This is a genomic window from Mesorhizobium sp. M0478 (assembly GCF_040321305.1).
GTDB lineage: Bacteria > Pseudomonadota > Alphaproteobacteria > Rhizobiales > Rhizobiaceae > Mesorhizobium.
On the sequence record NZ_JAMYRH010000010.1, the window covers coordinates 78,490 to 92,860 of the forward strand.

The following is a 14,371-nucleotide window of genomic DNA, read 5'->3' on the forward strand; positions in this document are numbered from 1 at the left end:
CGGCGGATGAGGGGCGGCGCCAGCGATTGAAAGCTCGCGCTGCCCCTCACGTGCCTGCCGGCATCCTCTCCCGTACGGGGTGAGGATAACTCACCCGATCACCTTTTGTTCCGATTTTCCTTGGCGATCGCGCGCCGTCGCGCTACCTCTTTCGCGTGACCGAGCAGCCGCGCCTTGCCAAACAAAATGCCGCCGTCCTTCTGCCCGAGCCATTCATCAGATGGTTTGGCGAAAAAGGCTGGTCGCCGCGCGCTCACCAGATCGAGCTGCTGGCGAAGGCTCAAGCCGGGCAATCGGTGCTCTTGATCGCACCGACCGGCGCCGGCAAGACACTGGCCGGCTTCTTGCCATCGTTGACCGAACTGGCCAACCGCCCCAGACGCAAAGCCGGTATGGCGCGGCGCGGCATCCATACGCTCTACATTTCGCCGCTGAAGGCGCTGGCCGTCGACATCGAGCGCAATCTCGGCAAGCCGGTCGCGGAGATCGGCCTGCCCGTCACCATCGAGACGCGCACCGGCGACACGCCTTCCCACAAGCGGCAGCGCCAGAAGCTGGCGCCGCCCGATATCCTGCTCACCACGCCCGAGCAATTGGCGCTGCTGATTGCGGCCGGCGATGCCGGGCGCTTCTTCGAGGATCTGCGCTATGTCGTGCTCGACGAGTTGCATTCGCTGGTGACATCGAAACGCGGCCATCTGCTGGCGCTCGGGCTGGCGCGGCTGCGCAGCATCGTGCCCGGCCTGCAGACGATCGGTCTGTCGGCAACGGTGGCCGACCCCGACGAGTTGCGGCGCTGGCTGGTGAGCCAGAATCCGCCCAAAGGCCTGGCAAGTCCCGATATGTCTGAACTCATCGTCGTAACCGGCGGCGCGAAGCCCGAAATCTCGATCCTCGATTCGGAAGAGCGCGTGCCATGGGCCGGCCATTCGGCGCGCTATGCGACGCCGGAAATCTATCGCGAGATCAAGCGCCACAAGACCACCCTGCTGTTCGTCAACACCCGCAGCCAGGCCGAGCTGCTGTTTCAGGAATTGTGGCGGGTCAACGAGGATACCTTGCCGATCGCGCTGCATCACGGCTCGCTCGATGTCGCCCAGCGCCGACGCGTCGAGAAGGCGATGGGGGAAAACGCGCTCCGTGCCATCGTCGCCACCTCGACGCTCGACCTTGGCATCGATTGGGGCGATGTCGATCTGGTCGTCCATGTCGGCGCGCCCAAGGGCGCCAGCCGGCTGGCGCAGCGCATCGGCCGCGCCAATCACCGCATGGATGAGCCGTCGAAGGCGATCCTGATCCCGGCCAATCGTTTCGAAGTGCTGGAGTGCCGGGCAGCGCTGGACGCCAACTATCTGGGCGCCCAGGATACGCCGCCGCTGGTCAATGGCGGGCTCGATGTGCTGGCCCAGCATGTGCTGGGCTGCGCCTGCGGAGCGCCGTTTCGCGCCGACGATCTCTACGAGGAAGTGCTGACAGCAGCGCCCTATGCCAGCCTCGACCGGCCGGCATTCGACCGCGTCATCGATTTCGTCGCCACCGGCGGCTATGCACTGAAGAACTACGAGCGCTACGCCCGAATCCGCCTCAACAAGGACGGCATGTGGCGGGTCTCCAATCCGCGTGTTGCCCAGCAATACCGGCTGAATGTCGGCACGATCATCGAGGTGCCGGCGCTCAATGTGCGTTACGTCAAGGCCGGCAGCAAACGCTCGGCTTCGCACGGCGGCCGGGTTCTGGGCAAGATCGAGGAGGCCTTCCTTGAAACGCTGACGCATGGCGACACCTTCATGTTTGCCGGCAAAGTCCTGCGCTTCGAAGGCATCCGCGAGAACGAATGCTTCGTCTCGAATGCGCCGGGAAGCGACGCCAAGGTGCCTTATTATGGCGGCGGCAAATTTCCGCTTTCGACCTACCTCGCCGAGCAGGTGCGCGCCATGCTGGACGACCCGCAGCGCTGGAAGAAGCTGCCCGAGCAGGTGTCGGATTGGCTGCGTTACCAGGCCGAGAAATCGGTATTGCCCAAACGCGACGACCTCTTGATCGAGACCTTTCCGCGCGGCAACCGTCACTATCTCGTCGCTTATCCTTTCGAGGGCAGGCTGGCGCACCAGACGCTGGGCATGCTGCTCACCCGCCGCCTGGACAGGGCCGGTGCCAGGCCGCTTGGCTTCGTCGCCACCGACTACGCATTGGCCATCTGGTCGCTGGGCGATATGGGCGCGATGTTCAAATCGCGGAAACCTTCGCTTGGCGCTCTGTTCGACCAGGACATGCTGGGCGACGACCTCGAGGCTTGGCTGGCCGACAGCTGGCTGCTCAAGCGCACCTTCCGCAACTGCGCGCTGATTTCAGGCCTGATCGAGAAACGTCACCCCGGCCAGGAGAAAAGCGGCCGCCAGGTCACCGTCTCGACCGATCTGATCTATGACGTGCTGCGCAGCCATGAGCCCGACCACATCCTGCTGCAGGCGACGCGCGCCGACGCGGCGACCGGTCTGCTCGATGTCAGCAGACTTGCCGACATGCTCTCGCGTATCCAGGGTCGAATCGTGCATAAGGCACTCGAACAGATATCGCCGCTGGCCGTGCCGATCATGCTCGAAATCGGCAAGATGCCGGTGAACGGCGAGGCCGACGAAACGCTGCTGATGGATGCCGCGACTTTGGTCGAGGAAGCCATGGGTCCTGGGATGGTTGAGGAATGAATTTTTCGCTGGCGCGGGCATCGCTGATCGCCGAGGCCGACTTTGTCGGCATCGCGGGCGAGCGCGCGATCTGTGATTCGCGCGGCGTGCTCTATTTCCCCGATCTGAGGCTGCTCGCGGTCTCCGACCTGCATCTGGAAAAGGGCTCGTCCTTCGCCAGGCGCGGCGCACTGATCCCGCCCTACGATACCGGCGCCACTCTGCTCCGGCTGCAGGCGGTAATCGCGGACTATCAGCCGGCCATCGTCATCAGCCTGGGCGACTCCTTCCACGACGGCGGCGGCGCCGAGCGCATGCATCAAACCTTCCGCGATCGGCTGGAAGCATTGATGGCCGGCCGCGACTGGTTCTGGGTCGCTGGCAACCATGACCCGGAAGCGCCGGCGGATTTGCCCGGCGAGACGGTGCGCGAACTCGCCATCGGCTCGCTGCTGTTCCGCCACGAGCCGTCGAAGATAAGAACCGAGGGCGAAGTTGCCGGCCATCTTCACCCTTGCGCCCGCATCGTCCAGCAGGGCCGCTCGGTGCGGCGGCGCTGCTTTGCCGGCGATGGCGGCCGCATGATCATGCCGGCCTTCGGCGCTTATACCGGCTCGCTCAACGTGCTCGACCGCGCCTATGCCGGCCTGTTCCGCCGCGAGACGTTGATAGCTTATATGATGGGCGCCGCGCGCATCTTCGCCATTTCCGGTTCGATGCTGCGGCCGGGCTGAGTTTCTACGGTATAAGCACGGTTGCGCCTGTCGTCTGCCGTGCTTCGAGCCGGCGGTGCGCCTCCGCCACTTCGGCAAGCGGCATGCTTGTGTGCACCGGGATTTTCACTGCGCCGCTGAGGACGACGCTGAACAGATCCTCGCTCATGGCGACGACGTCCTCACGCCTGGCGAGATGATGGAACAGCAACTGCCAGGTGGCGAACAGCGAACCCTTCTGCATCAAAAGCATGATGTCGAATGGCGGGATCGACCCCGACGCTGTGCCGTAGCTGACGAAGGTGCCGAACGGCCGCAGGCAGTCGAGCGAGGCCGGGAAGGTCGCGTTGCCGACGCCGTCATAGACGGCGTGGCAGCCTTCGCCGTTGGTGACCTCTTTCACCCGTGCGGCGAAATTCTCTTTGCTGTAGTCGATGACATGGTCGCAGCCATTGGCGCGCGCAAGTTCGGCCTTTTCGGGTGAACCGACCGTGGCGATGACGATGGCGCCGAGATGCTTTGCCCATTGCGTCAGGATGAGGCCAACGCCGCCCGCTGCGGCATGCACCAGAATTGTATGGCCCGCCTCGACGCGAAACGTGCGACGCAGCAGACATTGCGCCGTCAGCCCCTTCAGCATCATGGCCGCGCCCGTCTCGAAATCGATGGCGTCGGGCAGATGCACGACGAAATGCGCCGGCACGATGCGTTCTTCGGCATAGGCGCCGAGCGTCTCGACATAGGCGACTCGGTCGCCAGGCGCGAAGCCGCTGACGCCTTCACCGACGGCGACGATTTCGCCGGCGCCTTCATTGCCGGGAATGAATGGCAGAGCGGGCGGCGCGTATTCGCCGGTGCGAAAATAGATGTCGACGAAGTTGAGGCCGACCGCCCGGTTGCGCACGCGCACGTCGCCCGGTCCGGGCTGGCCGATGTCGACATCTTCGTAGGCGAGCATATCTGGCCCGCCATGGCGGTGAACACGGATCGCTTTCATGGTTTTCTTCCCTGCGCTGTTTCTCTTGAGTGTGAGATAGCGCGTGGCGAGATATCATTGTAGACTGATACCTATGACATCAGAGTTCAAACAAAATGATATCTGAGCAGATCGGCCTCGACCTTCTCCGCACCTATGTCGCGGTCTGCCGGCAAGGTAGCCTGAGCAGGGTCGCCGCGCAGACCGGCAAGACCCAATCGGCGATGAGCATGCAGATGCGCCGGCTGGAGGGCCTGCTCCAACGGCACTTGTTCCAGCGCACCGGCCGCGGTGTCGTACCGACTGCGGCGGGAGAGCTCTTTCTGGGATACGCGACCCGCATCCTCGCTCTCGGCGACGAAGCGGTGGCGCGTCTGCAGCAGGCTAGCATTGGCGGCGGCGTGCGTATTGGTCTTGCCGAAGAGGTCACCACGGCCGCGCTTTCGGCCGCGCTTGGGCGGCTGCATCGCACCTATCCCGACATCAGCCTCGACGCGATGGTCGAGCACAGCGTCGCGCTGGGACGGCTGTGGAGCGAGGATGCGCTGGATGTCATGATTGCCCCGACATCCGTCGTCGCGGCCGATGCCGTGACGACATGGAACGTCGAACTGCAGTGGGTCTGCGCCCAGGACTATGTGCTGGACCATGACCGGCCGCTCGATCTCGCCGCCTTCGGCGCAACCTGCCCTTGGCGCAGGCGGATGATCGAGGCGCTGATTGCCGCCGGTCGGGAGCACCGGATCGTCCTGTCGTGCCAGAGCGTCACCGGCCTTCAGGCCGCGATCGAGAACGGACTGGGCGTTGGACTGCTTCCGCCCGAATCCGTGCGTACCACTTCGATGCGGGTGCTGAAGACGTCAGCCGGCCTGCCCGAGCCGCTCACGGTCCAATACGGCCTTTACGCGCACGACCGCAGGACAGCTGTAATCGATGCCGCGATCGAAATCCTGCTTAAGGATTTGCCGGCGGCGCCACGAGCACGGGCCGCCTGACGGCGGGACGCTCTACCGGCCGTAATAGAGGGTGACGGTGTGCTTGGCCTCGGCGAAGAACAGCCAGCGCTCGACCAGCATGCCGGCGAACTGGACGATTGCCGCAAGCACCGACAGCACCGCTGCGAATGGCCAGGGCAAAGCGAATAAGACAGAAAGCAGCAGCAGGGCAGGCAAGGCGAAAGCCAGCAACTGCGTGATCAGCCGCAGCTTTGCGCCATGCTTGCGCGCGATCCGAAAACCCATTTCCTTGAGCAGGTAGTTCTCCTCGGTGTGCGGCCATTCCAGCGAGCGCACCGTCCCTCCGGCGAGGCCTGTCGCCGTGTTGGCGGTGGTCGCGATCTCCAGCGCGTCATTGTATCGCCACGTCGCCAGCTTCCAGCCCCAGCCGAGCAAGGTCAGCAGCAGGGCGGCTACCGCAACGGCGGTCGCGCTGATGGCGAAAGCCTGCAGCAGCGCGTTCAACAGCACGCTGCCGGTCATCGCCGAAAAGATGAGATAGCCCGGCAGCGTATACGGGCTATGCCACTGCGCGATCGGCTTCAGCGAGGCATAGATCATGCCGGTGGTGCAGACGGTGACGATTGCGCCGATAGTTGCGAGAAACCCGGCGATGGCCATCCAGCCTCCGGTGCGGCCAAAAAACACCCAGCCGATGCCGAACAGCCCGGCGGGAATGAAGGTCGCGACCGAGGCCACGCCTTCGCGCGACAGCCAGGAACTGCGCCATTGCGAGAAGGCGCGCCATGCACGTTCGGGGCGGCCGAGATGGCCGGTCGAGGACAATAGGCCGGCGGCGATCAGGCCGAGCGACAGCCCCATGCCGATAAGGCCGAGCCAGAAATGGGCCGGGATAAAACCCAGTCCGCCAAGCACGCCAAGCAGCGCCAGCAGGCCATAGCCCGCTCCTGTGGCAGTTGTGAAGAAGACGACGGAAAAGGCTGGATGCATTGGTCAGTTCGAAAGCATGCGGTCGATCCAGCCGAGAAAACCGCCTTCGGCCGTGACTGGCTCGAGCCTTGGCGCCGGCACCCATGCGGCGCGCTGGGCGCGCGGCGGCAGATATTTGTTGGTCGGTTTGTAGCCCATCTCCGGCATCAGGTCGACGCCGCCACGCTCCGCCACCAGTTGCGAGACAGCCGACGAGGGATCGCCGAGATCGCCGAAATGCCGGGCGCTGGTCGGGCAGGCGGCAACGCAGGCCGGCACGCGGTCTTCCTCGGCCAGATTGTCATTGTAGATGCGATCGACGCAAAGCGTGCATTTCTTCATCACGCCGACATCGGTGTCGAATTCGCGCGCGCCATAGGGGCACGCCCAGCTGCACAGTTTGCAGCCGATGCATTTGCTTTCGTCGATCAGCACGATGCCGTCCGACGCCCGCTTGTAGGACGCGCCGGTCGGGCAGACAGTGACGCAGGCAGGCGTCTCGCAATGCAGGCAGGAGCGCGGAAAGTTGACCGTGCGCCCGCCCGCCTCGGTCGTGTGCTCGTAGCTGTGCACGCGGTTGAACCAGACGCCGTCGACATGGCCGCCATAGGGGTCGATGTCGGTCAGTGGCGCCATGTGGCCGCCGGTGTTCCACTCCTTGCAGGCGGTGACGCAGGCCTGGCAGCCGACGCAGGTGTCGAGGTCGATGACCAGGCCAAGCTTCTTGTCTGTATGGGCGGGAAGGCAGGTCATTCCACGGCTTCCCTATTGACGCGGAACTCGGCGCCGAAGCGAAGGATGTCGGGCGAAGGCTCGACATTTGGCGGCTGGCTGAAACGCTCGAATTGCGGTTCGGTGAAGCCGGCTTCCTCATCAGAGCATTTGACGATGCGTACCCTGAGGTCGAACCACGCCGCCTGGCCGGTCACCGGATCGGAATTCGAATAGCGTTTGCCTTTCGCGTCAGCCGATGTCTGGTCGCCGATAATGTGGTTGAGCAGGAAGCCGCGATTGCTCTCGGCGGCGTTGTCCTTAAGCCCCCAGCTGCCGCGCCTTTTGCCGATGGCGTTCCATGTCCAGACCGTATCCGCATTGACCCCGTCGACCAGCTTGATCTGCCCCTTCACCCGGCCATTGATGCTTTCGATCCACACCCAGTCGTCGTCGAAAAGGCCGAGGCCCGCCGCGGTCTTGCGGTGCACGAACAGGCGGTTCTGACTGGTGATTTGCCGCAGCCACGCGTTCTGCGAACCCCAGGAATGATACATGTGCATCGGCCGCTGCGTCAGCGCATGCAGCGGATATTTCTGCGGATCGACGGCGGCCTCTTCGAACGGGGTAAACCAGAACGGCAGCGGATCCATATAGGTCTCGATGCGCCGGCGTTCGCTCTCGGGCGGCTGGACGCGACCATGACCGCGCGCGGCGAGGCGAAAGCGCTGCATCGGTTCGCAATAGAGCTGGAACACGATCGGCTCGGCCTTGGGGATGAACCCCATCTGCTCTGCGAAGTCGAGATAGGAGCGGTTGGCCATCTTGTAATAGCGCTGGTCCTCAGCAAAATCCTGGTGCCAGAAGCCGCCATTGCCGATGTAGCGCTGCAACTGGTCGGGATTGACTTCGCCCTTGCCGACGGAAGTGCCGTCCTTGCCGCGCCAGCCGGCCAGCGGGCCGATGCCCGGCGTGCGTTCGTGATTGACGATGTAGTCGGCATAGTCGGCATATCTGGCCGAGCCATCGTCCTCGACGAAGCCGGGCAGGCCAAGCCGAGCGCCAAGTTCGATCAGCACCGATTGGAACGGCCTGACATCTCGGTCCGGTTCGACCACCGGATGGCGGATCGCGTCGCCCGGCCCGTCGGCATGGCTGATCGGCCGGTCGAGCAGACTGATGCAGTCGTGACGTTCGAGATAGGTGGTGTCGGGCAACACCAGGTCGGCGAACGGCACCGTCTCGGAATAATAGGCGTCGGAATAGATGATGAAGGGGATCTTGTAGTTACCCGCTTCGTCATGGTCGGTGAGCATGGCAATGGTCTCGACGGTGTTCATCGAGGAATTCCACGCCATGTTCGACATGTACATCATCAGCGTGTCGATTGGGTACGGGTCACCGGCCCACGCATTGCGGATGACCGTATGCATCAGCCCATGCGCGGCGAGCGGCGCATCCCAGGAATAAGCCTTGTCGATGCGCAAAGGCGTGCCGGCCTCGTCGACCAGGAGATCGTCCGGCCCGCAGACGAAGCCGAGCGGCATGCCGTCGAGCGGCGTCATCGGCCTGACCACCTTGCCGGCCGGCTTCGGTCCCGGGGGCGCCGAGCGCGGGTAGGGGGGCTTGAAACGGAAGCCGCCGGGCACGTCCACCGTGCCGAGCAGCACCTGCAGCAGGTGGATGGCACGGCAGGAGTGAAAGCCGTTGGAGTGGGCCGAGATGCCGCGCATGGCATGCATCGACACCGGCCGTCCCTTGATCGTCTCGTGCCGCCGTCCGGCCCAGTCGGTCCACGCAACCGGCAGTTCGATCGTCTGTTCGAAGGCGACGTGGGCGAGTTCGGCAGCGATCCGGCGGATGGTGTCGGCCGGAATGCCGCATCGTGCCGCGACCGCATCGGGTGCGTAGCTGTCGTCCATGTAGCGGTCGGCGATAAGCCGAAACACCGGCACGCAGCGGCGGCCGGCGAACGTGAAGCTGCCGGTCAACGCCGGCTTCGCATCCGCATCGGCTGCGTTGACGGTTGTCTTCGCCACTCTGTCCCACGCGAGAAGATTGTTGTCGCTGTCGCGCAGGAACAGCCCGTCGTCCGCCGCACCCGGCTCCTGGATGACCAGCACATGGGCGTTGGTGTAGCGGAGCAGATAATCGAGATCGACGCGGCCCGCCTTGAGCAGTTCGTGGATGAGGGCGAAGACGAAGAGGCCGTCGGTGCCGGGCCGGATCCCGATCCAGTCGTCGGCAATCGCGTTGTAGCCCGTGCGGCACGGGTTGATCGACACCACCTTGGCGCCGCGCGCCTTGAGTTTACCCAAGCCGATCTTGATCGGGTTGGAATCATGGTCCTCGGCGACGCCGAACAGCATGAAGTATTTCGTATTGTCCCAGTCCGGCTCGCCGAACTCCCAGAACGAGCCACCGATCGTGTAGAGCCCGCCGGCCGCCATGTTGACCGAGCAGAAGCCGCCATGGGCGGCGAAGTTCGGCGTGCCGAACTGGCTCGCCCACCAGCCGGTCAGCGACTGCGACTGGTCGCGCCCGGTGAAGAAGGCGAGCTTTTTCGGATCGGTTCGGCGGATATTCGATAGCCGCTCGGTCGCAATCGAAAACGCTTCCTCCCACTCGATCTCGCGGAATTCACCCGAGCCCCGCAGGCCGCTGCGCAACAGCGGCTTCTTCAGCCGCGCCGGGCTGTAATGCTGCATGATGCCGGAGCTGCCCTTGCCGCAGATTACGCCGCGGTTGACCGGATGGTCCTTGTTGCCGTTGATGTAGCGCACCTTGCCGTCCTTGATGTGGACGTCGATGCCGCAGCGGCAGGCGCACATATAGCAGGTGGTCTTGGCGATGCTGTCGGAAACGGTTGGCGAGGTGTCGACACCGTCGCCTTCATCAGGCGCGCGTGTATTGGGAAGCGGCCGTTGCGACGGTGCGGAATTGGCCCCGCGCGGCGCAGCTGGATTCATGATGCCGGCGTGCTTTTGCTACCTGCGAATTTGGCCCGCGTCTTCGGTCCGGGGCCACGCATATAGTGTTCTTCAGGATGATATCGATCGCCGGCCAGCCGCCGCCTGAGGCCACGGGTCCAATGCGCAAAAAGGGATCTGAACCGCCCGATCATTTTGTTGGCCGCGATTTGTTGGCGAATTTTTTCTAACTTCGACTGAAAAAGTAGAATAAAGCTATCGATCCGTCTAATCAGTTGTTCTTGTAAATTCGATCGGAATTGGTTCTTAATGCACACATGACGCTGGACCAGTTGCGCATTTTCGTTGCCGTTGCCGAACGCGGCCATATGACCAAGGCGGCGGAGCTTTTGGGCATCTCCCAGTCGGCGGCGTCGGCGGCCATCCGCGCTTTGGAAGAGCAGCATGGCGTTCATCTGTTCAACCGTGTCGGCCGCAACATCGAGCTGGCTCAGACCGGCCACCGTTTCCTGCCCGAGGCCAAGGCGGTGCTGGAACGCGCCGCCGCCGCCCGAAATGTGCTGGAGCATGTCTCGCAGACGGTCGCCGGCAGCCTGTCGATCGCCGCCAGCCTGACCATCGCCAGCTACTGGCTGCCGCGCAGGCTGGCCTCTTTCCATGAAGCCTACCCGGCGGTGCGCTTAAGCGTCAGCATCGGCAACACCAGGCAGGTCGAGGCCAATGTGCTCGACGGCACCGCCGATCTCGGTCTGGTCGAGGGGCGCACCGAGTCAGACATCCTCCGCCGCACCAAGGTCGACGTCGACAGGTTGATGCTGGTCGTCGCCGCCTCGCATCCCGAAATCGCCGAGATCGCGCCGGGCCGCCCGGATATCAGAGGGCTGCGCTGGATCATCCGTGAGGGTGGTTCGGGCACGCGCGAGGTGCTGGAGGACCTGGCCCGCCGCGAGGGTATATCGCTTGGCGACCTGCAGATATTTCTGGTGCTGCCGAGCAACGAGGCGGTTCGCCAGGCGGTCGAGGCCGGCGCCGGTGCCACCATCATCTCGGACCTCGTCGTCGGACGCGCCGTCGCCGAGGGCAGTCTCCGGTCGGTGCCGCTCGAACTGCCGAAGCGTGACTTCGCCATGATCACCCATCGTGACCGCCAGGCAAGCCTGGCCCAGATGGCGCTCAAGGCGCATCTCGGCGCTGAAGCCGTCAGCAATCCGGCGTAAGCGATCAGGCGAACTTCCGCTGCGCATCCAGCGCCAGGCCAAGGCCGACCGAGCCGAACATGTCGCCCTCGATAACGGCGGCTTGCGGCACCAGCGACAGGATTTCACGCCGTGCCAGCGGGATCGCGGTCGAACCGCCGGTGAGGAATACGGCGGTGATCGCAGAGGCCGTTATGCCGGCATCGGCAATCGTCTGCCGCACCGTAGCGGACACCCGCTCGATGTCGGCGGCGATGGTCTCTTCCAGGCCGGTCCGCGAGATCTCGGCGGCGAAATGCGCGCCAGGCAGCGCCACCGTTACATCGGCCGAAGCCTGATCCGTCAGCGCGATCTTGGCTCGTTCGACGAGGCCGGCCAGCGCATGGCCGTAACGGTGCTCGACAATATGGATGAAGCGGTCGACAAGGTCGGCGCGGACGGCCTCGAAGCGGATTTGCCTCAGATGCGTCATCGCCTTGGCAGTATAGACGAGGTTGATGCGCTGCCACGTCGCGAGATCAATGAAATAGCTCGCCGGCAGGTTGCGCTTGCCGTCTTTTGTGGGCGAGAGATAGCCGAGCTTGGGCATGACATGGGCGATGCTGAGCAGCCGGTCGAAATCGGTGCCGCCAATATGAATGCCTCGGTTGGCGAGGATGTCGTCCTTGCGGTCGCGTGAGCGGGCGCGTTGCGGCGAAACGCGCACGATCGAGAAGTCGGACGTGCCGCCGCCCATGTCGACGATCAACGCCAGTTCCTCGCGCTTCACGTCCTGCTCATAGTCGAGTGCTGCCGCAATCGGTTCGAACTGGAAGGCGATGTGCTTGAAGCCTTGCGCGCGCGCCGCTTTTTCAAGCTCGCTTTGCGCCTTGGCATCGGCTTCCACATCGTCGTCGACAAATTGCACCGGCCGGCCGAGCACAACGTTCTCCACCGGAGCGCCGGCATCTTCCTCAAGCCGCTTCTTCAAATGGCCGACGAACATGCCGACAATGTCGATGAAACCGATCTGCCGGGCCTTGATCCGCGTCTTCTCATGCGCCAGCGAACTGCCGAGCACGCTCTTCAGCGACCGCATCAGCCGGCCTTCGATGGCATCGGTGTAGTCGGCAATGGCGCGGCGGCCGAAATAGGTGTGACCGTCCTCGAAGTTGAAGAAAACCGCGCTTGGCAATGTCGGCTGTTCACCTTCCAGCGCCACCAGCCGTGCCTGGCCGTTGCGGATCACGCCCACCGTAGAATTGGACGTGCCGAAATCGATGCCGCCAAATGCCTGGTGCATTGCAGCCTCCTGTCATTGGGTCGTCGCTGTGGCAGGCGTCCGCAAGACGCGCGCCGTCCAGAGGCCTGACCGCTCTGCCGAATGATTGTGCGTGTTACCCGAGGGTTGGGAGGCGGCGGTCTATCGCAAGACTGAGAAAAGGGGAACCCCTTTTCCCCGGAAATGGGTCCTGCGCGTCAATCCCTGCGGAAAATCAGCCTGCCCAGCCAGCCGGTGATCATGGCCAGCGACACGGAGAAGACGCCGTAGAGAAACGAGTAATCATGCGCGACGCGGAAGATCGACTGTTCGAAGCCCGATTTGCGGATTTCGAGCTGGGCCGAGCTTTCCTTGAGGAACAGACCGCTCTTGAACAGGAACGCGCGGGCTTTATGGGTTCCAACCGGGACGTTGGGCGCCAGCCGCACCGTGGCGCGAAACAGGTTCTGCGACAAGAACTGCACGCCGCCGACATTCTCGCTATAGAGGCCGGTCGCCGCCTTGCGCTCGCGCAGCGCCACGGTGAATTCCTCGATCGTCGCCGGACTGTCGGTTACCTCGGCCGGCTGCATGTAAAGGTTGGAGGCGCCGAGCGACAGCTGCTTGTAGCTGTTGGGTTCGGTGATGTCCTGCAGCGGCCGCGTCGTGGCGACGGAGTAGGATACCGGCACGTTCTCGAAGGTCTCGGATTCCAGATTGACCCAGACGCCGAGCACCCGGTCCTTGCGGCGCACCACCACCGGCCGCGGCGGGCCTTCGAGCACGACGATGACGTCGTAGCGCCCCTGTCGCGCGACCAGCGGGTCGGGATTTTCCAGCGAACCGAAAATGGTCAGGTCGGCGCCGGAAAAGCCGGCGGTGATCGACACCGCGTCGGTGGAGAGACCGATCTGGATGCCTTCCGGCAAGGGGTTCGGCGATTGCGCTGCCGCCGGCAGAGCGAGGGCGAAAAGCAAAACGGCGGCCGAAAAAATCCCCCACCGCGGCATCAGTTCAGGCCCGCGGCGGTCAGCGAATAGAGGTTTGGCGGCGTGACGAAGAGATCGATGGCAAGCCGGATGGCAACCGCCAGCACCAGCAGCGCCAGCAGTGCCCTGAGCTGTTCGCCGCGCAGCTTCTGTCCTGCCTTGGCGCCATATTGCGCGCCGGCAACGCCGCCCGCCATCAGCAGGAAGGCAAGCATGACGTCGACCGTCTGGTTGGTGGTGGCGTGGACCAGCGTGGTGTAGGCCGACGTGAAAATGATCTGGAACAGCGAGGTGCCGATGACGACGTTGGTCGGCACTTTCAGGAGGTAGATCAGCGCCGGCACCATGATGAAGCCACCACCGACACCCATGATCGACGACAGGAAGCCGATGCCGGCGCCGAGCCCCAGCACCGGAATGACGCTGACGAACAGCTTCGAGGCCCTGAAGCGCATCTTCAGCGGCAGCCGGTGGATCCAGTTGTGCTGGCCGGATTTCTTCAAGACCGGCGCCGCACCGCTGCGCGTCGCGCGCAGCGCATTGACGCTCTCGACCAGCATCAGCCCGCCGACGGTGCCAAGCAGCACGACGTAAAGCAGTGAGATAAACAAATCGAGCTGGCCGAGCCGACGCAGGAAGGCAAAGACGAAGATACCGCCGGTCGAGCCTACGATGCCGCCGGCCAGCAGCACCCCGCCGAGCTTGAAGTCGAGCGTGCCGCGCTTCATGTGCGACAGCGCGCCGGAGAAGGAGGAGGCGATAACCTGGTTGGCACCGGTAGCAACGGCGATTGCCGGCGGGATGTTGTAGAAGATCAAGAGCGGCGTGATCAGAAAGCCGCCACCGACCCCGAACATGCCCGACAGGAAACCCACCGCCGCGCCCATTGCCAGCAGCACGAAGACGTTGACGGAAATTTCCGCGATCGGGAGATAGATGCCCACCCGTCAGTCTCGATCAGTTTGCCTGTCGGCGATTGCAGCCATTCCAGGGCATTGTCGCACCGA

The 14,371-nt window shown here is 64.0% G+C and carries 12 protein-coding genes; 4 read left to right on the forward strand and 8 right to left on the reverse strand.

Translation table 11 applies throughout. The annotated features are described in order from the left end of the window. Positions 1-98: 98 nt before the first annotated feature. The gene (locus NKI64_RS22555) at positions 99-293 is read right to left on the reverse strand and encodes a hypothetical protein (protein WP_245260071.1); all 195 of its coding nucleotides are present in this window, start codon (positions 291-293) and stop codon (positions 99-101) included. Between NKI64_RS22555 and NKI64_RS22560 the strand changes: the two genes are divergently transcribed. Then, the gene (locus tag NKI64_RS22560) at positions 201-2,705 is read left to right on the forward strand and encodes a ligase-associated DNA damage response DEXH box helicase (protein ID WP_245261941.1); all 2,505 of its coding nucleotides are present in this window, start codon (positions 201-203) and stop codon (positions 2,703-2,705) included. The genes NKI64_RS22555 and NKI64_RS22560 overlap by 93 nt on opposite strands. Then, positions 2,702-3,418: a ligase-associated DNA damage response endonuclease PdeM gene (gene pdeM, locus NKI64_RS22565; RefSeq protein WP_023703455.1), complete on the forward strand. Its 717-nt coding sequence runs from the start codon at positions 2,702-2,704 to the stop codon at positions 3,416-3,418. Before NKI64_RS22560 ends, pdeM begins: the two co-directional genes overlap by 4 nt. A gap of 4 nt (positions 3,419-3,422) precedes the next feature. On the opposite strand, the gene NKI64_RS22570 is transcribed toward pdeM, so the two are convergent. Next, positions 3,423-4,394 carry a quinone oxidoreductase family protein gene (locus NKI64_RS22570; protein ID WP_352670055.1) on the reverse strand — a complete coding sequence of 324 codons (972 nt, stop codon included), beginning with the start codon at positions 4,392-4,394 and terminating at the stop codon, positions 3,423-3,425. Between the two features lie 95 nt (positions 4,395-4,489). Between NKI64_RS22570 and NKI64_RS22575 the strand changes: the two genes are divergently transcribed. Continuing rightward, positions 4,490-5,368: a LysR substrate-binding domain-containing protein gene (locus NKI64_RS22575; protein WP_352670058.1), complete on the forward strand. Its 879-nt coding sequence runs from the start codon at positions 4,490-4,492 to the stop codon at positions 5,366-5,368. A gap of 12 nt (positions 5,369-5,380) precedes the next feature. Here NKI64_RS22575 and NKI64_RS22580 read toward each other — a convergent pair whose 3' ends face one another. Genes NKI64_RS22580 through NKI64_RS22590 form a run of 3 tightly spaced genes read right to left on the reverse strand, consistent with a single transcriptional unit; the run spans position 5,381 to position 9,978 of the window. Beyond that, positions 5,381-6,319, reverse strand: coding sequence for a dimethyl sulfoxide reductase anchor subunit family protein (locus NKI64_RS22580; RefSeq protein ID WP_352670061.1), 939 nt, complete (start codon positions 6,317-6,319; stop codon positions 5,381-5,383). Between the two features lie 3 nt (positions 6,320-6,322). Further along, complete coding sequence (locus tag NKI64_RS22585; RefSeq protein WP_023688707.1) at positions 6,323-7,051, reverse strand: 4Fe-4S dicluster domain-containing protein; 729 nt, start codon at positions 7,049-7,051, stop codon at positions 6,323-6,325. Continuing rightward, complete coding sequence (locus NKI64_RS22590; RefSeq protein WP_352670064.1) at positions 7,048-9,978, reverse strand: molybdopterin oxidoreductase family protein; 2,931 nt, start codon at positions 9,976-9,978, stop codon at positions 7,048-7,050. Before NKI64_RS22590 ends, NKI64_RS22585 begins: the two co-directional genes overlap by 4 nt. Positions 9,979-10,256: 278 nt before the next feature. On the opposite strand from NKI64_RS22590, the gene NKI64_RS22595 reads away from it, so the two are divergent. Next, positions 10,257-11,156: a LysR substrate-binding domain-containing protein gene (locus tag NKI64_RS22595; RefSeq protein WP_023699495.1), complete on the forward strand. Its 900-nt coding sequence runs from the start codon at positions 10,257-10,259 to the stop codon at positions 11,154-11,156. Positions 11,157-11,160: 4 nt separating this feature from the next. Here NKI64_RS22595 and NKI64_RS22600 read toward each other — a convergent pair whose 3' ends face one another. The 3 genes from NKI64_RS22600 to NKI64_RS22610 all read right to left on the reverse strand — a co-directional run bounded on the left by NKI64_RS22600 (position 11,161) and on the right by NKI64_RS22610 (position 14,308). Then, a complete protein-coding gene (locus NKI64_RS22600; protein ID WP_023669606.1) occupies positions 11,161-12,417 on the reverse strand; it encodes an Hsp70 family protein in 1,257 nt (418 codons plus the stop codon). A gap of 176 nt (positions 12,418-12,593) precedes the next feature. Beyond that, entirely contained in the window at positions 12,594-13,385 is a 792-nt protein-coding gene (locus NKI64_RS22605; protein ID WP_023669607.1) for a TIGR02186 family protein, read from the reverse strand. Then, positions 13,385-14,308 carry a sulfite exporter TauE/SafE family protein gene (locus tag NKI64_RS22610; protein WP_023669608.1) on the reverse strand — a complete coding sequence of 308 codons (924 nt, stop codon included), beginning with the start codon at positions 14,306-14,308 and terminating at the stop codon, positions 13,385-13,387. The genes NKI64_RS22605 and NKI64_RS22610 overlap by 1 nt, the downstream gene beginning before the upstream one ends. Positions 14,309-14,371 lie beyond the last annotated feature (63 nt).